Annotated in this window: 18 protein-coding genes; 4 read left to right on the forward strand and 14 right to left on the reverse strand. The window is 67.0% G+C overall.

The features are described from left to right. Positions 1–250: 250 nt before the first annotated feature. Positions 251–970, forward strand: coding sequence for a heme-binding beta-barrel domain-containing protein (locus H1R19_RS18645; RefSeq protein WP_219851779.1), 720 nt, complete (start codon positions 251–253; stop codon positions 968–970). 38 nt (positions 971–1,008) lie between these two features. Here the strand turns inward: H1R19_RS18645 and H1R19_RS18650 are convergent, their stop codons facing one another. The 14 genes from H1R19_RS18650 to H1R19_RS18715 form a co-directional block, all read right to left on the reverse strand. Next, positions 1,009–1,887: a hypothetical protein gene (locus H1R19_RS18650; protein WP_223204915.1), complete on the reverse strand. Its 879-nt coding sequence runs from the start codon at positions 1,885–1,887 to the stop codon at positions 1,009–1,011. A gap of 149 nt (positions 1,888–2,036) precedes the next feature. Continuing rightward, positions 2,037–4,148, reverse strand: coding sequence for a heavy metal translocating P-type ATPase (locus tag H1R19_RS18655; RefSeq protein WP_219849783.1), 2,112 nt, complete (start codon positions 4,146–4,148; stop codon positions 2,037–2,039). Between the two features lie 375 nt (positions 4,149–4,523). Next, the gene (locus H1R19_RS18660) at positions 4,524–5,171 is read right to left on the reverse strand and encodes a hypothetical protein (protein ID WP_188328850.1); all 648 of its coding nucleotides are present in this window, start codon (positions 5,169–5,171) and stop codon (positions 4,524–4,526) included. Continuing rightward, entirely contained in the window at positions 5,171–6,151 is a 981-nt protein-coding gene (locus tag H1R19_RS18665; RefSeq protein WP_244970754.1) for a hypothetical protein, read from the reverse strand. The genes H1R19_RS18660 and H1R19_RS18665 overlap by 1 nt, the downstream gene beginning before the upstream one ends. Beyond that, positions 6,115–7,560, reverse strand: coding sequence for an MCE family protein (locus tag H1R19_RS18670; RefSeq protein WP_219849784.1), 1,446 nt, complete (start codon positions 7,558–7,560; stop codon positions 6,115–6,117). The genes H1R19_RS18665 and H1R19_RS18670 overlap by 37 nt, the downstream gene beginning before the upstream one ends. Beyond that, a complete protein-coding gene (locus tag H1R19_RS18675) occupies positions 7,560–8,855 on the reverse strand; it encodes an MCE family protein (RefSeq protein ID WP_188328852.1) in 1,296 nt (431 codons plus the stop codon). The genes H1R19_RS18670 and H1R19_RS18675 overlap by 1 nt, the downstream gene beginning before the upstream one ends. After that, entirely contained in the window at positions 8,852–10,111 is a 1,260-nt protein-coding gene (locus H1R19_RS18680; RefSeq protein ID WP_188328940.1) for an MCE family protein, read from the reverse strand. Before H1R19_RS18680 ends, H1R19_RS18675 begins: the two co-directional genes overlap by 4 nt. A gap of 10 nt (positions 10,112–10,121) precedes the next feature. Further along, positions 10,122–11,339, reverse strand: a complete 1,218-nt coding sequence (locus H1R19_RS18685; RefSeq protein ID WP_188328853.1) for an MCE family protein — start codon at positions 11,337–11,339, stop codon at positions 10,122–10,124. Continuing rightward, entirely contained in the window at positions 11,336–12,394 is a 1,059-nt protein-coding gene (locus H1R19_RS18690; RefSeq protein WP_188328854.1) for an MCE family protein, read from the reverse strand. The genes H1R19_RS18685 and H1R19_RS18690 overlap by 4 nt, the downstream gene beginning before the upstream one ends. Next, a complete protein-coding gene (locus H1R19_RS18695; protein ID WP_188328941.1) occupies positions 12,387–13,508 on the reverse strand; it encodes an MCE family protein in 1,122 nt (373 codons plus the stop codon). Before H1R19_RS18695 ends, H1R19_RS18690 begins: the two co-directional genes overlap by 8 nt. Positions 13,509–13,565: 57 nt before the next feature. Next, entirely contained in the window at positions 13,566–14,417 is an 852-nt protein-coding gene (locus tag H1R19_RS18700; RefSeq protein WP_188328855.1) for an MlaE family ABC transporter permease, read from the reverse strand. Between the two features lie 3 nt (positions 14,418–14,420). Beyond that, entirely contained in the window at positions 14,421–15,185 is a 765-nt protein-coding gene (locus tag H1R19_RS18705; protein ID WP_188328856.1) for an MlaE family ABC transporter permease, read from the reverse strand. 63 nt (positions 15,186–15,248) lie between these two features. Continuing rightward, a complete protein-coding gene (locus H1R19_RS18710; RefSeq protein WP_188328857.1) occupies positions 15,249–16,139 on the reverse strand; it encodes a 3-oxoacyl-ACP reductase in 891 nt (296 codons plus the stop codon). Between the two features lie 82 nt (positions 16,140–16,221). After that, the gene (locus H1R19_RS18715) at positions 16,222–16,416 is read right to left on the reverse strand and encodes a ferredoxin (protein WP_188328858.1); all 195 of its coding nucleotides are present in this window, start codon (positions 16,414–16,416) and stop codon (positions 16,222–16,224) included. A 146-nt stretch (positions 16,417–16,562) separates the two neighbouring features. Between H1R19_RS18715 and H1R19_RS18720 the strand changes: the two genes are divergently transcribed. The 3 genes from H1R19_RS18720 (at position 16,563) to H1R19_RS18730 (ending at position 20,610) form a co-directional block, all read left to right on the forward strand. Continuing rightward, entirely contained in the window at positions 16,563–17,765 is a 1,203-nt protein-coding gene (locus H1R19_RS18720) for an acyl-CoA dehydrogenase family protein (protein WP_219849785.1), read from the forward strand. Positions 17,766–17,923: 158 nt separating this feature from the next. After that, positions 17,924–19,051 carry an acyl-CoA dehydrogenase family protein gene (locus H1R19_RS18725; protein ID WP_219849786.1) on the forward strand — a complete coding sequence of 376 codons (1,128 nt, stop codon included), beginning with the start codon at positions 17,924–17,926 and terminating at the stop codon, positions 19,049–19,051. Then, on the forward strand, positions 19,048–20,610 hold the full coding sequence (locus H1R19_RS18730; protein ID WP_219849787.1) for a long-chain-fatty-acid--CoA ligase: 1,563 nt from the start codon (positions 19,048–19,050) through the stop codon (positions 20,608–20,610). The genes H1R19_RS18725 and H1R19_RS18730 overlap by 4 nt, the downstream gene beginning before the upstream one ends. Positions 20,611–21,342 lie beyond the last annotated feature (732 nt).

Genomic DNA, 21,342 nt, shown 5'->3' on the forward strand with positions numbered 1-21,342 from the left:
CACGGCCCGGCCACCGCTACGCGCGTTGGCCGGGCCGTGTTGTGTCCGCACGTCCGGGTGCGGTCGTGCGCGCCCCGCCCCCAACGGCCGACCACGCCGGGGTTAGAATTTCTCTCGTGGTCCTCTTCTTCGAAATCCTGCTGATCCTCGCCGCGGTGCTGATCACCTGGTTCGGTGTCTACACCCTGTACCGCCTGGTGACCGACGAGTCGTGACACCCCCACCCGGTGCCGGCGAGTCCGGCGACGAGTTGGGCGGTGTCGAGCCTTCCGGTGTCGAGCCTTCCGGTGTCGAGCCATCCGGTGACGAGCCATCCGGTGACGGCTCCGCCGACGGGGCGGCGCAACCGCTCCGCTCCGGCGACGAGGCGATAAACCAGGCCGAGACACGTGCCGTCGAGTCCGGCAGCCGTGAGCGCAACGTCCCCACGTGGGACGATCTTCCGCTACCCGCCGACACCGCCAACCTGCGCCTGGGTGCCGACCTTCATCCCGGCCTTCTGGCGCTGCTGCCACTGGTCGGTGTCTGGCGCGGTGAGGGCGAGGGTCACGACCCCGAGTCCGGTGCCGACTACCACTTCGCACAGCAGATCGTCGTCTCCCACGACGGCCAGAACTTCCTGAGCTGGGAGTCGCGGTCCTGGGTGATCGACGACGACGCCACCTTCGTGCGTCCCGATCTCCGCGAATCCGGTTTCTGGCGGATCGGCGAGGACGACACCATCGAGTTGCTGCTGTCGCACGCCGAGGGTTCGATCGAACTGTTCTACGGCGCCCCGCTGAATCAGACCACGTGGGAACTCGCCACCGACGTCGTGATCAAGGCCGAGTCGGGCCTACGCACCGGCGGCGGCAAACGTCTCTACGGCCTCGTCGCCGACGGCGACCTCGCCTACGTCGAAGAGCGTGTCGACGCCGACGGCGACCTCGTCCCCCGGCTGTCCGCGAAACTCCGACGCCACGTCGGCTGAGCGCTCGCCCCAGCGGTGAATGCCCAGCGGTGGATGCCTCAGCGGTGGATGCCTGCGCACCCGCGGCGGCGACGCGAGAACGCCAGGTACAGGTTGCGCTTGGGTAGTGCGTTGTACACCAGCGAACCGAGCATGACGACGACCGAACCGTAGGCCGTCGCGGTACCCGGACGTCCGGCCCATCCGGGGTGGACCGTCCCCGACGCCGACATGTAGGGACCACGCCCCGGCGAGCCGCCCACCCGCTGCCCGACGACCGAGAACACCTCGGTACGCGCCGCATGCGGCGACACCTCGAAATCCGCACGCTCACCCGGACCGCATTCGGCGACCGAGTACTCGGTGCCCGACCTGTGCACCACCGCGATCCATCGCGATCCGGCGTTGTGCACCGTGAACGTCGAACCCCCTGTCCGGTACTGGAACGAGACCCCGTCGGCGGCGGCGTCGCGAAGCTGCCGGTCCGCGAAGCCCCCGTTCCAGTCGCTGCTCCACGGCGTGAGGTAACGCTGGTCCAGGAATTCTCGTCGGGTGGGGATCGGCACCGTCACCGGCATCACGCGGCCGGAGCTGACCCAGATCGCACCGTAGAGAACCGGTCTGCCGTCGGCGGCCCGCGGCGCCTGGACATAGGTGAGCGAGTCCTCGTCGGGAAGTACCAGGACGGTGCCGGGTTCCAGGACGTGGAGTTCGGCAGAGCCGTCGGTACGCAGGGTCGTCGCGGCCGCGACACTCGCGCCGCGGTTGGTGAGCCTCACCCGATCGTCGGTGCCGTGGAACAGGCCGGCAGCATGCGGGTCGGCGAAGCCGAAGCGCGGTGGAACCGCGGCGCCGAAATCGGGATCGCCTGGTGCCCAATACCTTTCGATGTGCCCAGAGTCGGCCGCGAGATCTCGCTCGGCGTTCGTGGTGGTCATCACGCTTCCTCATCTCCGATGTCGTCGCGCCTGATTCCCTGACGCTGTCCAGTACACCGGTCGCCCCGCCCGCCCTCACGAGTAGCGGGGTACGCCAATCGGCGCCGCCGGCGACTGCCCGGGCCTCGTGCTACCTGCCTCCGACGCTGCTACGAGTGGGAGCCGTGTCCGGGGCGCAGGTCGAGCCGACGGAGCAGTTGCGCGTTGAGTGCGACGACCACCGTCGATGCGGACATGAGGATCGCGCCGACGCTCATCGGCAGGACGAACCCGACCGGCGCGAGGACTCCGGCCGCCAGAGGTACCGATACGAGGTTGTAACCGGCTGCCCACCAGAGGTTCTGGGCCATCTTTCGGTATGCGGCCCGGGAGAGCTCGATGACCGACAGCACCGATCGCGGGTCGGACGAGGCGAGGATGACGCCCGCCGAGCCGATGGCGACGTCGGTGCCCGCGCCGATCGCGATGCCGACGTCGGCCTGGGCGAGCGCGGGCGCGTCGTTGACGCCGTCGCCGACCATGGCGACCTTGTGGCCCTCCCGCTGGAGTTCGGCGACGGTGGCGGCCTTGTCCTGCGGCCGCACTCCGGCGTAGACGCGGTCGATTCCCAGCCGGCCGGCGACATCGTCGGCGACGGCCTGCGCGTCGCCGGTGATCATCACGACCTCGATGCCTTCGTCATGTAGCCGGTCGACGGCGTCCCGGGACTCGGGCCGAACCTCGTCGGCCAGTCGTATCGCACCGATGACCTGGCTGTCGGCGATGACGTGCAGGATGATCGCACCCTGCGCACGCCATTCCCGCGCGATCGGCAACTCGACGAGGCCGTGTTCGTCCAGCAGGTGCGGTCCACCGACACCGATCGTGTGGCCGCCGACGGCGGCGGTGACCCCGACCGCAGGTGACGAGGAGAAGTCCCGTGCCCGCGCAACGGTGAGTTCTTCGCTGCGGGCGGCGCGCACGATCGCCGCGGCGAGGGGGTGTTCGCTGCCCGACTCGGCTGCGGCCGCGGCCGCGAGAACCCGGTCACGGTCATGCCCGGCCGCCGGCTGTACCGCGGTGACCGTCGGTTGACCCTTGGTCAGGGTTCCGGTCTTGTCGAAGAGCACGGCGTCGACGCCGCGCATCGATTCGAGCGCGAGCCGGTCCTTGACGAGCACACCTGCGCGGGCTGCGCGTTCGGTGGCGATGGACACGACCAGCGGGATCGCCAGGCCCAGCGCGTGAGGGCAGGCGATGACCAGCACGGTGATCGCGCGGACCACGGCGGTGTCGGGCTCACCGATCGCGGTCCAGACGATCGCGGTGATGACCGCGGCTCCCAGGGCGAACCAGAACAGCAGTCCTGCCGCGGTGTCGGCCAGGCGCTGAGCGCGAGACGACGAGGACTGCGCATCGGCGATGAGCCGTCGGATTCCGGCGAGCGCGGTGTCCTCGCCGGTCGCGCTCACCCGCACGCGCAGCCCCGAGTCGGTGGCAACGGTTCCGGCGACCACCTGATCCCCGGTGCCCCGGCGGACGGGAACCGACTCCCCGGTCACCATCGACTCGTCCATACTCGCCGAGCCGTCGACGATGATGCCGTCGGCGGGGACCGATCCTCCGGGCCGGACGAGTACGACGTCGCCGACCGCCAGCTCTACCGGTGCCACGGGGACGACCTCGTCGCCGACGATCTTCTCGGCCTCGTCCGGGAGCAGGGCGGCAAGTGAATCGAGCGCCGAGGTGGTTCGGGCGAGTGAACGCATCTCTATCCAGTGCCCCAGCAGCATGATCACCACCAGCAGGGCCAGTTCCCACCAGAAGTTCAGCTCGTGATCCAGCACGTGCAGGGTCGACCCCCACGACGCGACGAACGCCACGGTGATGGCGAGTGCGATGAGCAGCATCATGCCGGGCCGGGCGGTGCGGATCTCGCCGACCGCACCGACGAGGAACGGCCGGCCGCCCCAGGCGTAGATGACAGAGCCGATGAGCGGCGACACCCACCTCACCCATTCCTGTTCGGGCAGTGGATAACCCAGGATGTCGGCGAACATGTCGTTGAACGCGACGGTCGGGATCGCCAGTACGAGCATGATCCAGAACAACCGGCGGAACTCCGCCACGTGATCACCGTGACCCAGGTGATCGTGGCCTGGGCGATCATGGCCTGGGTGATCACTGCCTGCGGGGGCGTGACCGGGGTGGTTGTGCGCGCCGCCGTGGTCGGTGGACGCAGCGTGATGCGTCGGAGTCGGGTGTTCGCGCGGCGGGTTCATGACGGCCAGACTATACCCCCCAGGGGTACCCACACCAGGGGTTACCACCACCCCGTGGTGGTATACGTGCGGTATCAGTGTGGGGGGACCGGCCCCGGACATGGGACGGCCCCCGCATCGCCCGTGGAGGGCCGGTGCCGACCGGACCAGGTCGGGATACGGGGGCCGGGTGACCACCTGGGATTCGTCTGCGCCGAGGAGCGGTCTTCAGCTCCGGTGCGACAACGAATGCCACACGGTCAGCTGCTAACGGATGGCCACCTCACATGTCCGATGAGAACTCACTATCAGACCACCTCCTCTCCTGTGTAACCGCGAACGTACGCCCGCTTCCGCGGGGCCGCAACGGGTTTTCGGCGCTTGCCGAGGTGAAGGTCAGGGAGTCGGAACGGGAGCCGGGGCGCTGCCGCTCGGGGGAACGACCGGCGGCGCGGCCGGGGCCGAACTCGGACCGGGCAGAGGCTTGGCGTCGGGCGGCAGGGACTCGACGACCTCGATCTTGGACCGGAACGTGTCGTCGGTGATGACCTCGATCGCATTGATCAGCCAGCGGTCACCCTCGCGCTTCATGTCGAAGGTGAGCCGGGACGGGTTGATGCTGACGAGTTCCTTGTTGCCGCGGGTCACCGACTGGTTCATGAAGATCAGCACCTGAGAGGTGTCCTCGGTGTTGGTGACTACGCCGGCATCCTGGATCGTCACCTCCGAGACCACTTGCTGCTTGCGGACTTCGGCGGCGAGATTGTTCTCGGTGATCAGCTTGGTGTACTCGGGCTTCGCCGGGCCGGTGAGCACGTTCATCGACTGGTCGATGTGCTCGCTGACGTTCTTGGCGTCGTAGCCGAACATCGTCGTCGCGTAGGCGCGGGCAGCGGCCAGCGACGAGTCGCGGGCCTCCTCGACCGCGCGACCCTGCGTGAACCGGAGTCCGAGGAACGCCGTCGTCACCACCGCGGCCACGACGAGGACAGCCAACGCGATCACAGCGAGGCGTCCCTTGCTCAACTTGTCGCGGCCGGCCATCACGCCACCCACTCGAAGTCGGTCATCTTCAGATCGCCGTTGATCCGGGTCATGTCGACGCGCCAGCGGAACACCTTCTCCTGGGAGGGCACCTCGCCGTCGAGCGAACGCTGGTTCCACCCGAAGACCATGATCACCGAACCCTCGTCGGGCTCGGCCTTGGTGACCGCCGAACTGAGGATCAGTGAACGGGTCTCGAGCTTGCCGTCGCGAACGAGTTCGGCGACCTGCTGGATGTTGTTCTGGACCTCCTGCTTGACCTTGCCGCTCGTGTCCTCCTGCACCGATGTCAGCGTCTTGTCGACGTTGTCGGGGTTCATGCTGGTGAGGTTCACGAGGACCTGGGAGGCGAAGGTCGAGTACTCCGCACGCAGATCGTTGAGCTCGTCCTGCCGCGAGACGCCGAGCGCGAAGACAACCGAGGCGACCGCGCACACCACGATGACGACGATAGAGACCACGACGCCGATGACCGCCCGCGGCGACCGGCGGCCCGACCCGCGATAGCGGATCCCCCGCTTGCTCCCGGCCTTCGCCGCCTTGCCCGAACCGGTCGGCTTTCCCGCGGTCCGCGCACGACGGCGTTCGCGGTAGCTGACCGTCTTCTCGACCTCGGACGGGTCGGGTTCGGCCCCGGATTCCGACGCCGCCGGGACAGCCGATCCCGATTTCGGCTCCGCCGCGATCACCGGCTCCGCCGGGGCAGTCGATTCCGGGACCACGGGCACCTCCGGCCCGGCACCGCCGGCGACCGACTCCTCGACGGATTCGACCGGGGCAGTCGGCTTCGGCGCCGCCTTGTTCGCTCCCCTGCCGCGCCGGATCGGTGCCGATCGGACCGGTCGTCGCGCATTCCGGCTGTCGCCCGGGGTGCTGCGATCGCCCGGAGTGCGGTTGCTCGGGGCGGTGCGGCTCGTCGACGTCGTGCCGGGGACGTCCGGCGTCACGGGGCGACCGTCCCGCTGATCATCTTCTGCCATGTACTGCTCTGTCCTTGCTGGTCACTTCCGGTCCCGGCGTTGTAGGTCTTGCCGTCCGGTCCGATGAAGTTGCCCGATTGCGGATCGTACGTCGTCGCATAGACCGCAGGCTCCGCGTCGAAGTCCTTCGGTGTGCCCGGTGTCACGGTACCGGAGGACGCCGGCTGCCATTTCAGGCCGTAGGGCAGCCCGCTCTGGAACGGATCGACCGAACCCGGCTCGGGCTTGTAGCCGGTGGCGCACTCCGCGGGCGTGGGCGCGCGGCGTCCGGGGAATTCGGCACACGGATAGTTGCGGGCACCGCGCACGGCGATGTTGGAGTTGTGCGGCACCCGGCACAGCATGCCCGGTGGGAGCTCACGGGCGTTCTGCTCCGACGCCCAGCGCCACTCCTCCTTGGGCAGGAAGCCGATGTTGCAGACCGGCCGGTCCTGAAAGCCCAGAGAGAAGTTCACGTTGGGCCCGAAGTTGTTGGTACCCGAGTTGAGCGCGGTGATCAGCGAGTTGATCAGACGTGGGTAGATCACCAGGATCTGTTTCCAGTTCGGCAGGTACACAGCCTGCGAGGCGGCGATCGTCCCCAGGTTCGACACCAGCAACGGGTAGGAGCCACCGAGCGATTCGAAGAGCTCCTGACTCTTCGACGCCGTCGACGGGCCCTTGCGCAGGATGTCGCCGATCTCCGGGCGGTTGGCCCGCAACTGGTCGGTGAAGGCGGTGACGTCGCGCGTCCAGGAGCGGATGTCGTCGGCGGTCCGCGACTGGGTGGCAAGCAGCGGCGCAGCCTGTTCGACGAGCTCGATCGTCGTGTCGGTGTTCTTGTTGGCCTCGCCGACGAAGAGGGCCATCGAGTCGAGGAGCCGTTGAAGTGCCTCGCCGGTGCCGTTGAACGCGACGAACGCCTCGTCCATGAGCGAGCGGAGGCGGGTGTCGCCGATCTGCTGGAGCAGGCGGTCGGCCTGGTCGAGCATCGACGAGATCTCCACCGGCACCTGATCGGACTCGATCGTCGAGCCCTGCTGCAGGAAGCCGGCGGTGTCCTCGCCCGAGTCGGCGGTCTCCGGCTGGGGCGTGAACTCGACGTACTGCTCACCGATCGCCGACACGCTGCGCACCGAGGCCGTCGACGACGCCGGGATGTCGGTGCCCTTCTCGATGGTCAGCGTCGCCTCGACGCCGGTGTCGGTCAACTCGACCGAGTCGACCTTGCCGATGTACACGCCGCGGTAACTGACGTTGGCGTTCTGGTACAGGCCACCACTGGTGGGGAGCAGCAGCTGCACCTGGTAGCTGCCGACACCGAACATGGATGGGACGCGGATGTAGAACAGCGCCATCACCACCATCGCGATGACGGTCACGATCGCGAAGATCATCAGCTGCATCCGGACGAAACGAGTGATCTTCATCAGCGGCCACCTCCCGCATACGAGGGCACCGTCGGCGGCGCCGTGGGCGAGGGCACCTGCACCGGTGGGATGAGGTTCGCGGGAACCGGTTCCGCGGAGTCCGGCAGTCTCTCGCCGCCGGGTTGCAGAGGTGCGGTGAACGGGTTTAGTCCGCGTGCGGCGGCACCTGCGGGCTTGCCGAAGACACCTTCGGGTCCGGTGACGCCGATGCTGGCGAACATCGTCTCGCTCAACCGGTCCACCGTGAGGTCGAGCGTCAGGTCGGAGTTGACGAAGTCACCCTTGACGATCGTGCGGATGGTCGGCTCGTAGAACGGGAACGTCAGCAGGATGTTCAGCGACTGCGTCATCGCCGGCCCCGAGGCCTGCAGCTGATCGAGGGCCGGTTCGATGCCCTCGACGATCGTCACGATGTCCTCGGTGTTGGCGTCGAGGATGTCGTTGGCCGTCTTCGACAGCGTCGACACCGAGGCGAGCGTGTCGAGGAACTGCTGGCGCTGGTCGACGAGGAGCTGCAGGATCTGCGGGCTCGCGTCGAGCGCGCGCTCGATGGTGCCCTTCTGCTCGTTCATCGTGCGCGAGAGCCGGTCGAGTCCCTCGGTGGCGCGAATGATGTTGTCCTTCTGTGCGTTCAGATCGCCGACGAGGGTGTTCAGCCGCGGGATGAGCTTCTTGATCTGCTCCTCGCGGCCGCCGAAGACCTGGCTCATCTCGTGGACGATGTCGCCCATCTGCGACAGTCCGCCGCCGTTGAGGACCACCGACAGCGAGCTCAGCACCTGCTCGGTGCTGGGGTAGGTGCAGGACGCGACCTGTTGTGCCGCGTTGATGTCGGGTACCTGCGGCACCGACGGATCGGTCACGATGTTGGACTGCTCGGGGCACTTGGTCAGCGGGATCTCGTCGCCGGCCTCGAGCCGTCCGCCCTCGGGTTCGGCGGGTTGCACGATCTCCAGGTGCGTCGAACCCAGCACGCTGGTCAGCCCCACCATGACATGGGAGCCTCGCGGCACGATGACACCCTGGTTCAACCGGATCGTGACCAGCGCATTCCAGTCCTGGACCTCGATGTCGCCGACGCTGCCGACGGTCGCGTCGTCGATGAGGACCGGCGCGTTGTTGACCAGTCCCGCTGCCGACGGGATCAGCGCGGTGACCTCATAGGAACCGCCTCCGGTGCCGGCAGCACCGGGAATGGGCAGCGAATTGGGCCCGTCGAAGGAACACCCGGCGAGCACCAGCGACAGCGCCGCCGCTCCGGCGAGGAGCCCGCCGCTCTTACCAGCCGATCTCATCGGTCCCCCCCGAACGGCACCAGGAGATCTCCGAGCGGGCTGCCGCGGTTGGCCCGTCGGGTGTCGTTGTCGGCGCGGGTCACGCTGGCGCGGGCACGCGCCTTGACGTCGTCGTTCTGGTATTGGAGCTGGCTCGGCAGGGCGTTGGCGCCCTGCACCGGGTTGGCCAGGAACGGCGGATAGTTCATCGAGATCGACGACAGCACCGGCGCCAGGATCTCCACGCACTTGTCGACGTCCTGCATCGACGTGCCCGGCCGGTTGGTGGCGTCCATCGAACCGCACAGGAGGGTGATCAGGTTGGTGCCGTTGGCCAGACCGAACACGCCCGAGAGCGAACCGGAGAGCGGGTTGTAGATGTTGTAGAAGTTGGCGAGCTGGTTGGGCGCCGAGTGCAGCACCCCGCGGACCTGCTCATCCTTGTCGGCGACGATCTTGGTGGATGCGGCGAGACGCTCCACCCCCGACGCCAGCGCGGCCTGGTTGGTGTCGATGAACATCTGCACATCCGACATCGCCGAGTCGAGGCCCTTGAGCGCTTCGTCGAGTTCGGTGGTGTTGGCGGCGAGAACCGAACTCACCGAGGCGATCCGGCCGTTGAACTGCACCAGCTGCTCGTGGCTGCCGGCGAGGGCCTCGGTCAGCTTCTGCAGGCTCTGGATCGTCGAGAAGAGATCACCGCGGCCGGCGGCCAGCGTTCCGATGACATCGGAGACCTCGCGGATCGAGGCGTTGATCGCCTCGCCGTTGCCCTCGAGGTTCTCGTCGAAGACGTTGACGGCCTTGGCCGCCGTGCCGGGGTCGGTGCCCTCGGGTCCGATGGCTTCGGTCAGCCGGGTCAGCTGCGCCTTGATGTCGTCCCACTCCATCGGGACAGCGGTGCGGTCCATCGGGATGTCGGTGCCGTCGGTCATGGCCGGCCCACCGGAATAGACGGGCGTCATCTGGACGAACCGTCCCGAGACCAGACTCTGGGCGACGACGACGGCCTTCGCGTCCGCGGGGATCTCGACGTTGCGGTCCACGCGCAGCTCGACTTTCACGTCGTTCTCCCGCGGGATGATGGCCGAGACACTGCCCACGTTCACACCCAGCACCCGTACCGGGTCGCCTTTGTACAGGCTCGCGACCGACGGGAAGTACGCGGTGAACGTGTTGGTCGTCGACTTGGTGAACACCTTCCAGCCCACGACGACGAGTGCGACGGCCAGGACGGCGGCGAGGACGCCGAACAGCACCTTGCGTCCGATGCTCATGGAACTCATGTCAGCGCCCTCTCGTAGGTGCGGGCGTGGGATAGGTCGGCGTGGGCAGCGGGCCGCGAGGCGTGTCGGTGCCGTCGGGCGGCCCCATTTTGTAATAGTCCGGGATCAGCGGGAAGCCCGAGTACATCAGCGACTGCCACAGCTGCGGGTAGCGGCCGCGCAGCGCGTTCAGGAAGATCGCGGTGTAGTCGCCGAAACTGTTGAGGCCCACGAGCGAATCGAAGTTGGGACCGGACGCGACGGCCTCGCCGAGGGTGTTGGCGAACGGGCCGAGGCGGTCGATGGTCTCCTTCAGCTCCTTCTCCTTGTCGGTCAGGATCGTCGCGACGCGGTCGAACTTCTCGAGCACCGGTGTCAGCTGCGCGTTGTTCTCGGCGATGAAGCCGCGAAGTTGCGTCGTGACGTCGCCGATCCCCTTGATCAACTGGTTGAGCGCGTAGCGGCGCATCTCGACCTCGCCGACGAGTGCGTTGGCGTCGATGAGCAGCCTGTTGATCTGCTCGTTGCGGTCGCCGACGATCTTGCTGACCTGATTCGCCTTGGCGAGCAGCGCACGGAGCTCGTTGTCGCGGTCGGCGACGGCTTTGGACAGTCGCGCAACGCCGTTCACCGCACCCTGGACCTGATCGGGCGTCTCGGAGAAGGTGATCGTCAGGGTGTTGAGGGCCTCGTTCAGCTGGTCGGTGTCGGTGCCCGAGATGGTGTCGGTCGCACCTTCGAGCGCGTCCTGCAGCGAGTAGGGAGAGATCGTGTTGCCCACCGGGATCGAGCCGCCGGGCTTGATGCGCTCGCCACCGTGCGGGATGACCGTCAGATTGCGCCGGCCCAGAACGGTCTCGGTCCGGATGGCGGCCTGGGAATCGGTGCCCATCTGAACGGTGTCGTCCATCCGGAAGCCCACCTTGACCTTGGTCCCGGCGTCGGTTCCGGCGAGTTCGACCGACTCCACCGTTCCCACCTGGACACCCGAGACCACCACGATGTCGGCCTTGGTGAGGCCGCCCGCGTCGTCGAAGTAGGCGCTGTAGGTGCTGATCGGCGCGAGGTAGGGCAGCTTGTCCATCTGCATCGCGGTGATCACGACCAGCGCGACGACCACGATGCCGATCACGCCGACCTGTGCCCGGCTTCGCTGGCCGCGCTTACGCTCACGGGCGATGTCGGCCTCGTCGGATTCTGCTCTGCGACTGTTGAACAGGCCGCTGAAAGGAACGCTCATGAGCCGTCACACCTTCCGCCCGCGCGGGTGGTGTCGCCCATCACGTTGTTCGAGGTGTAGATGATCGTCTGTCCGCCTGGTGCGGGGAGCAGGATTCGGAGGCGGCAGAAGTAGATCTGCAGCCACGCGCCGTAGGAACCGAGGTTCGACAAGGTCTTGTAGTCCTCCGGCAGGCGCGAGATGAGGTTCCGGATGAAGGGCTCTGCGTTCAGCAGCTCCTCGGACACCCGCCCGGTGTTGGTCACCATCGACTGCAGGGTGGGACGGGTGGTCCCGAGCAGATCGGCGAGACCGTTGGTCACCCGCGACGTCTGGGTGAGCGCGTTGCCGATCGTGCCCTTCTGCTCGGCGAGCCCGGTCACCAACTGCTGTAACAGATCCACACTGGTGTCGAGTCCTTCGCGGTCGCCGTCGAGCGTGGCCAGGGTCGTGTTGAGGTTGTCGATCACGCTCCCGATGAGCTCATCACGGTCGGCGAGCGAGTCGGTGAACGACGCGGTGTTGGCGAGCAGGGTGTTGAGCGCCCCGCCCTGTCCTTGGAACACCGCGATCAGCGAGCTGGTGAGCGCGTTGGCGTCATCGGCGTTGAGAGTACGGAACAACGGCTTGAAGCCGCCGACGAGCTTGTCGAGATCGAGAGCCGGTTCGGTCTGGGCGACCGGGATCTGGGCGCCGCCGCCGAGGAAGGTCGAGGTGTCGCCCGTCCCCTGCTGGAGCTCGAGATAGCGGTCGCCGGTGAGGTTCTCGTACCGGATCAGTGCACGCACCGACTTGGGGATCGGATACTTCGCGTCGACGGAGAATCCGACGACGGCCTGGTTGTCGCGGTTGAGTTCCACGTCGCCGACGGAGCCCACCTCGACCCCGGCGATCTTCACCTTGCTGCCCGACTTCATCGCCGACGCACTGGTGAACACCGCGGTGTACTCGTGGGACGCGCCGGAGCGGTAGCGGCTGAAGACCACCACCAACGCCACGAACACCAGCACCATCACGACGGTGAAGGCGCCGAGCTTGATCAGGGTCGCGCGGAATGCGCGTGCGCGGTTATCCACGTGGCGGCTCTCCGAACAGGATCTGGAACAGCTTCTGCGAGTTCACCTTCGGCTTGGTCCTGGGCTGGTAGGGCTGCGGCGCGTTTGCACCGACATAGAACGGTGCATGCTCGGTGGTTGCGGGATCACTCAGACCGCCCGCGCACGTCGGCGGGCCTTCGACACCCACCTCGGGCAGGTCGTGGGGATACTCGTAGGGGTCCTTGCCCGGCAGCAGACCGGCGTCGAGCATCAGCATGCCGTTGCGCCCGCCCATGAACGGGGCGGCGACCTCGGAGGCGATGGCACCCGCGGTGAGGAAGCACTTGATTCCGGGTGCGTTGTAACCGAGCAGCGCGGCAATGGGATTGAGATCCGAGAGCGCGCCGATGAGAGTCTTCTTCGACGGCGCGATGACCCCGTCGATGGTGTCGGCCATCCCGGTCGCGTTGATGAGCAGCGCGTCGAGGTTGGAGGTGTTGTCCACCAGCGTGTTCCCGACGACGGTGAAGTTGTCGACCGTGCGCAGCAGATCGGGCATCGAGTCGGCGTAGACGTTGGTGACGGTGGCCCCCTCGCGGAACAGCCGATTGAGCGCCGGCAGATGCGGATTGGTCTTGCCCAGCAGCGTCGTCAGCTGTTCGAGGGCGACGCCGATCTCCTCGCCCTGCCCCGCCAGCGCCGTGTCGATCGCGCCGAGCGTCGCGTTGAGCTTCTCCGGCTGCAGTTGGGCCAGCACCGAGACGAGCTGCTGGAAGACGGTGTTGAGTTCGACGACGACACGGTCCGCGGGGATCTCGGCGCCCGCCTGCAGCGTGCCCTCCGCTTCTCCCGGGACCATGAAGTTGACGGCCTTGGCGCCGAAGATGGTGTTCGACTTGATGTCGGCGACCACGTTGCCCGGGATCTTGGAGATGTCCGAGTCGGCGATGTCGAGGGTGAGGATCGCGTTGCCGTCGCGCTCGGCGATCTCGGCGACCCGGCCCACCTCGACACCGCGCAGCTTCACCTTGGCATCGGGGTTCATCACCAGGCCGGCCCGCGGCGCGACGAGGGTGACCTGCTCGGTGCCCTTGAACGCACCGGCGAACGACGCGCTGGCCCCGATGATCAGGGCGAGGAGAGCCGCGACCATGAACACCGCGGCCCCGCGTCGGGTGGCTCGTGACCGCTCTTGTCTCTTACTCATGACTCATCCCGCCAGGTTGAACTTGCCGTCGGCGCCGTAGATGGCGAGGGAGGTCAAAAGTGTGATCACGACCACAACAACGAGCGATGCCCGCACCGCGTTCCCCACCGCGATGCCGACGCCGACCGGCCCGCCGGAGGCGTTGTATCCGTAGTAGGTGTGGATCAGCATCACCGCGACCGCCATGCAGATGGCCTGGACGAACGACCACAGGATGTCCGAGGGGATCAGGAAGGTGTCGAAGTAGTGGTCGTAGACGCCCGGCGACTGGCCGTAGAGGAACACCGTCGCCGAGCGGCTCGCGAGGAACGACGCCAGCGACGCGAGTGCGTAGAGCGGGATGATCGCGATGAGGCCGGCGATGATGCGGGTGCTGACCAGGTACGGGATCGACGAGATCGCCATCGTCTCGAGTGCGTCGATCTCCTCGGACACCCGCATGGCACCGAGCTGGGCGGTCGCGCCCGCGCCGATCGTCGCGGCGAGCGCGATGCCGGATATGACGGGTACCGCGATGCGCACGTTGATGAACGCGGAGAAGAAGCCGGTGAGCGCCTCGACGCCGATGTTGGCCAGTGAACTGTAGCCCTGCACCGCGATCGTGCCCCCGGTGAACAGGGTCAGGAAGCCGACGACCACGACGGTGCCGCCGATCATGGCGAGCGCACCGGTACCCATGGAGATCTCGGCGATGAGCCGCAGCGTCTCCTTCTTGTACTGCTTGATCGCCCGCGGAATCGACACGATGCTGTCCCAGTAGAACAGCGCCTGGTCGCCGATCTGATCCCAGTCCTCGCCTGCTCTCCGCGCCGCGACGCGAGCGGTGCGGAACCGGGTGGTGAACGGAAGTACCATCGCTCAGCCCGCCGTTGCTTTGAGTCCGACGGCGGTCACGACGACGTTGACGACGAACAGCGCCATGAACGAGTACACGACGGTCTCGTTGACGGCGTCGCCGACACCCTTCGCACCACCCTTGACGTTCAGCCCCTGGTAGCAGCCGACCATGCCGGCGAACAGACCGAACAAGGCTGCCTTGACCATCGAGATCATCAACTCACCGAAGCCGGTGAGGAGAGTCAGGTTGGCCACGAACGCACCGGGATTCACGTCCTGGAGATAGACGGAGAAGATGAAGCCGCCGCCGATGCCGATCGTGCAGACGAGGCTGTTCAGCAGCAGGGCGACGCCGGTCGAGGCCACGATGCGCGGCACCACGAGGCGGTGGATCGGATTGATGCCGAGCACCTTCATCGCGTCGATCTCTTCGCGGATGGTCCGCGCGCCGAGGTCGGCACAGATGGCCGTCGCACCGGCACCGGCAACGATCAGCACGGTCACGATCGGTCCGATCTGGGTGATGGTGCCCAGCGCGGCTCCGGCTCCCGACAGATCCTGGGCGCCGATCTCACGCAGGAGGATGTTCAGGGTGAAGCTGACGAGCACCGTGAACGGGATGGCGACGAGCAACGTCGGCACCATCGACACCCGGGCGATCGCCCACGACTGTTCCACCGTCTCCCGCCACTGGAACGGGCGGTGGAACAACTCACGCGCCGACTCGACGCCGAGCGCAACGAAATCCCCGATCCCACTGAGAGGCGTTGACAACTTGCTCAGCACCAGCGCTCCCCCTTCACCCTCGCACCATCGCGAAACCTATCACGCACGAACCAGACGAAATGGTCAGTTGACCAGAGCGCTTGCGGAGAATGTGCGACCCGGATCGCGCTCGGCGAAATAGCCCGTGAGGGTCTTCGCGAGATCCTCGTCGGTCCATGCATCACCGTCGGCGGCGAACACCTCGTCGACGGTCGGGGCGGCCATCAGGGTGACCTTGGGGCCGTAGACGACGAACACCTGACCGGTGACGGCGTCGGACTCGGGACCGGCGAGATAGGTGACCAGCCGGACCACATGTTCGGGATCGAGCGGATCGACGCCGTCGGCCGGCGCATCGCCGAAGACGTCGGCGGTCATCGCGGTCCGCGCTCGTGGGCAGATCGCGTTGGCGCGCACGCCATACCGCTTGAGGGCGCGCGACGCGGACAGCGTCAGAGCGGTGATGCCGGCCTTGGCCGCACCGTAGTTGGCCTGCCCCTCGGGGCCGAGGAGCCCGGCCTCGGAGGAGGTGTTGATGATCCGGCCGTAGACGGGACCACCCGCGGCCTTCGACGCCGCGCGCCAGTGCGACGCCGCGTTGCGATTGAGCAGGAAATGGCCGCGCAGGTGCACGCGGACCACCAGATCCCACTCGTCGTCGGTCATGTTGAACAGCATCTTGTCCCGGACCACGCCCGCATTGCTCATGACGATGTCCAGCGAGCCGAGTTGCTCTGTGGCCGTGGACAGTATGGCGCTTGCGGTGGCCGAGTCGCTGATGTCGCCGGGAACCGCGACGGCACGGCCGCCGGCGGCGGCGATCGTGTCCAGCACGTCGCTCTGATCGAGCGCGGCCGGAAGGTCGTTCACGACGACCGCGGCTCCTTCGGCCGCGAGACCGATGGCCTCCGCACGACCGAGACCTGCACCTGCACCGGTGACGACCGCGACGCGACCGTCCAACGAGTAACCCACCCGACATCCTCCTGAGCTAAAACTAGAACCTGTTCTAGCACGATTCGCGACCGGATGGAACAGATCGGAGTTTTTGGCGCAGTCAGTCCTCGACGACGAACAACGCCGACTTGGGGCAGTTGGCCGCCACCTGGCGCAGCTCCTCGACGCGGTCCGCGGGGATCTCCTCCTGAAGAATGACCAGGTAGTCGTCGTCATCCAGATCGAAGAAGTCCGGCGCCATCCCCACACAGATGGCGTTGGACTCGCACAGGTCGAAATCTGCCTTGATACGCATGACAACCTTCTCCTCATCGATGGGTCACCTGTTGACTCGGGCTGCGAGAACAGGTTAGAACGTGTTTCAGAAGTAGACGAACCTTCCCTCTCAACTTGACCACAAGCGGGGACCGGACGCTAGCCGCACCAGCCCACGGAGTTTCGATGCGCATCGCATACACCGATCAACAAGCCGAGCTCCGCAGGGAACTGCGGAGCTACTTCTCCACGCTGATGAACGACGAACGCCGAGCTGCCCTTTCGGGCGGCGACGGCGAGCTCGGTGAGGGCGACGCCTATCGCGACGTCGTCGAGCAGATGGGCGCCGACGGCTGGCTCGCACTCGGCTGGCCCACCGAGTTCGGTGGTCAGAACCGTTCGATGATGGACCAGCTCATCTTCACCGACGAGGCGGCGATCGCGGGCGCCCCGGTCCCCTTCCTCACCATCAACTCGGTCGCGCCGACCATCATGAACTATGGGTCCGACGAGCAGAAGGCCTTCTTCCTCCCGCGGATCGCGGCGGGCAAGCTGCACTTCTCCATCGGTTACTCCGAGCCCGGCGCGGGCACCGACCTCGCCGCGCTCCGGACCACCGCGGTGCGCGACGGCGACGACTACGTGATCAACGGCCAGAAGATGTGGACCAGTCTGATCGCCTACGCCGACTACATCTGGCTGGCGTGCCGCACCGACCCGTCGACCCTGCAGCCCGGCGGCAAGAAGCACAAGGGCATCTCGATGCTGATCGTGCCGACCACCGCCGAGGGGTTCAGCTACACGCCGGTGCACACCATGTCCGGTGTCGACACCAGCGCCACGTACTACCAGGACGTGCGGGTGCCCGCGTCGTCGATCGTCGGCGAGGAGGGCGGCGGCTGGCCGCTGGTGACCAACCAGCTGAACAACGAACGCGTCGCGCTGTGCAGTGCGGCGCCGATCCAGACGGCTCTGCGCGAGACCATCGCGTGGGCTCAGCAGTCCAAGACCTCCGACGGGCTGCGCGTGATCGACGCGCCGTGGGTACAGCAGAACCTCGCCCGGGTGCACGCGAAGGTGGAGTTCCTCAAACTCATCAACTGGAAGATCGCCTCGATCGCCGCTTCGGGAGAGGCCCCGAGCCCGGCCGATGCGTCGGCGACCAAGGTCTACGGCACCGAGTTCGCGACCGAGGCCTACCGGCTGCTGATGGAAGTCGTCGGACCGGCGGCCACCTTGCGGACGGGCAGTACCGGTGCACACCTCAACGGACGGCTCGAACGCTTCCAGCGCACATCACTGATCCTCACCTTCGGTGGCGGCACCAACGAGATCCAGCGCGACATCATCGCCATGCTCGCCCTCGGTCTGCCGCATCAGCGGCGCTGACCCACCCGGCCACTCTCGCTGGTTGAGTAGCCCCGCGCGAGCCGCCCCGCTGGTTGAGTGGCCCCGAGCGAGCCCCCCGCTGGTTGAGTAGCCCCGCGCGAGCGCAGCGAGCACGAGGCGTATCGAAACCACACCGACCCCGAACATGGAGACACACCATGGACTTCTCCCTCCCCGAATCCGGCGACGACGTCCGCGGCCTGGCCCGCGACATCGCCACCGCCGTCAGCACGCCCGAACGCGTCGCCGACCTCGAATCCACCCGCGCATCGATCGACTCCGATCTCTGGCAGCAACTCGGCAGCGCCGGTCTGCTGGGGCTCGAGTTGTCCTCGGCCGCCGTGGGCGATGTCGGCGGCGATCTGAGCGTCATCGAGAACACCCTCGTCGCAACCGAACTCGGACGGACGCTCGCGCGGGTACCGTTCGGGCCGCATGCCGCCACGGCCCTGCCGATCATCGCCGCGCACGGCTCGGAGGCCCTGCGCGAACGCATTCTGGAACCGGCCGCGGGTGGGCGTTCGGTGGTGACCGTCGCCGTCGAAGAGGACCTCGGTCCCGACTTCGGGTCCCCGTCGACCACTTTGTCCGCCGGGGGCACGCGGCTCACCGGCGTCAAGGTCAACGTCCCCTACGCCGAGGCCGCGGATCTGTTGGTGGTGACCGCGACCGCGGCCGAAGGTGCGATAGCGGTCGTCGTGGCCGCCGACGCGCCGGGCGTCACCGTGACACCCACTCCGTCCACCGGACTGATCCCCACCGCCCAGGTCGAATTCGACGATGTGGCGGTCGACTCCGACGCCGTTCTCGACGGCGGTGCCGAGACCGTTCGCACACTCGTGGCCCGCGCCACCCTGGCCTGCTGCGCCGAGCAGGCAGGCGTCGTCGAGCGCGCCCTCGAGCTGACAGCCGAATATGCCCGTGAGCGTGAACAGTTCGGTCGCGCGATCGGATCGTTCCAAGCGGTCGCCCAGCGCCTCGCCGACGGGTACATCGACACCCAGGGGCTCGCACTCACCACGACGCAGGCGGCCTGGCTGCTGGCCAACTCCGCCGGCCCGACACCCGAACTGCAGACTGCCGTTGCGACGGCGAAGTTCTGGGCGGCCGAAGCCGGCCACCGCGTCGCGCACACGACCGTACATGTCCACGGCGGCGTCGGACTCGACACCAGCCACCCGGTGCACCGGTACTTCCTGCGCGCCAAGCACAACGAGTTCGCGTTCGGTTCGGCAACCGCAGCAGTACGTGCCATCGGAACAGAGCTGGCGGTGACGCCGGCGTGAGTTCGCCGAACACCGTGGCATCCCCGACGACCGTCGGTGAACTGCTGGCGGGATTGACCGGTGTCGATGACCGCGGCGTGTATTTCGACGACACGTTCACCTCGTGGTCCGCCCATCTGGCCGGTGCCGCGGTGCGCGCGTCGGTTCTGCGATCCTGGTTGTCACCCGATCAGCCGCCGCATGTCGGCGTGTTGCTGTCCAACACAACGGAGTTCAGCGCGCTGTTCGCGGCGGCCGCGAATCATGGCCTCGTACTCGTCGGATTGAACACGACCCGGCGCGGTGCGGCGCTCGCCGCCGACGTCGCCCGTGCCGACTGCCAGCTGGTGCTGTGCGGCAGCGACACCCGGGATTTGCTCGCCGGTCTCGACCTCGGCGGGGTGCGCGTCGTCGACGTCGACACCGACGAGTGGCGCGATGCACTGACCGCGGATGACCTCGTGCCCGCACCCGTCGTCGACGCCCGTCCCGACGATCTGCTGATGCTCATCTTCACCTCGGGAACCACCGGGGATCCCAAGGCCGTGCGGTGCACGCATCGGACCTTCGCGACCAGCGGCCCGATGCTCGCCGAACGTTTCGAGATCGGCCCCGACGACGTCGTGTACCTGTCGATGCCGATGTTCCACTCCAACGCGATGATCGCCGGCTGGAGTGTCGCGGTGTCCGGTGGGGCGTCGATTGCGTTGCGGCGCACCTTCTCCGCGCGCGGCTTCGTCGCCGATGTGCATCGGTACGGGGTGACCTACGCCAACTATGTCGGCAAACCGATGAACTACATCCTGGCCACCGACCCACACCCCGACGACGCCACGAGTTCACTGCGGATCATGTACGGCAACGAGGCCTCGGCGCGGGACCGGCAACGGTTCTCCGAACGTTTCGGTTGTCGCGTCGTCGACGGTTTCGGTTCCACCGAGGGCGGCGTGGCGATCACCCGCACACCCGACACCCCGCACGACGCGCTGGGTCCGCTCCGTCCGCCGACCGCGGTCGTCGACGTGGAGACCGGCGAACCGGTACCGGCCGGCACGGTCGGTGAGATCGTGAACACCTCCGGGCCAGGTCTTTTCAGCGGGTACTACAACGATCCCGACTCCACCGCCGAGCGCATGCGGGGCGGGATCTATCACACCGGCGACCTGGCCTGGGTCGACGACGACGGGTATCTACACTTCGCGGGCCGGCTCGGCGACTGGTTGCGCGTCGACGGTGAGAACATCGGTACCGGCCCCATCGAACGAATCCTGCTGCGACACCCCGCCATCCGACAGGTCGCCGTGCACGGCATCCCCGTCGAGATCGGCGACGAGATCGAGGCGGTGATCGTGGCCGACTCGCTCGACGCCGACGAGTTCGGCGAGTTCCTCTCCGCCCAGCACGATCTCGGACCCAAGCAGTGGCCGCACCGGGTGCGGATCGTCGACCGGTTGCCCGAGACCGCGACGTTCAAGACGGTGAAGCGCCTACTCGCTTCCGACCCGAACCCGCCGACGTGGCGTCGCGACGGCCGGACCTACCGCACCGGTTCCGAGAACACCACTCCCCGATCCGTATGATTCTGTGCCCGGTTTCCGGGCACAACGTCATACGGATTTTCCCTTGCCTGTGGATTCCGTTCCCTGTTCGCGATCGTCACGCACTACGTTGATTGAGCGCAGTTTCGGTATGTACCGACCGTGCCAGCATCTCCACATTCTCGGGTGGATCGATTCGAGCAGAAGGTCGTAAACGCTTCTCCCGGCAACGACTGGATTCCGGTCCAGACGGGCGAGATCACGACAATGACCGACCTCGCCAACCCCCAGCAATCCCCCGCGAGCGGAAGGATCGTGACGAAGATGATGACAATTGACCATTGCCCTCTGATCGCCCGGCCGCAGGGGCGTTGCCGATGACGGGAAGGGAACGCACCACGGACGCAGCCGTCGGCTCCGCACCGCAACTCGTGTACTGGGCACAGACTGCGATGGCCATGCTGTTGATGGTGACGGTGTTCGGTGTTCCGTATGTTGTCGACGGGGTATCGGTTGCTGCACTGAGGACAGGCTTGGTGACTGCGGGGCTGCTGATAGCGGGACTTCTGGCGTGGGTCGGTCGCGGGAGCGCTCGGAGCTGGGCGGCTGTCATCGGCGTCGCCGTTTCCGTTAGTGGACTCGTCCCCCTATCGCTGGGAGCCTGATTGTGGACACGCGCTATTTCGGTCCTCGCGACGTTAGATCAATGATGCCCCCACACAAACCCTCCACGAATGGACACGGCCACCACCGATTCGGTGGTGGCCGTGTCCA

Origin of the sequence: Gordonia jinghuaiqii (assembly GCF_014041935.1) — a bacterium.
In the GTDB taxonomy this organism is placed as follows: Bacteria; Actinomycetota; Actinomycetes; order Mycobacteriales; family Mycobacteriaceae; genus Gordonia; species Gordonia jinghuaiqii.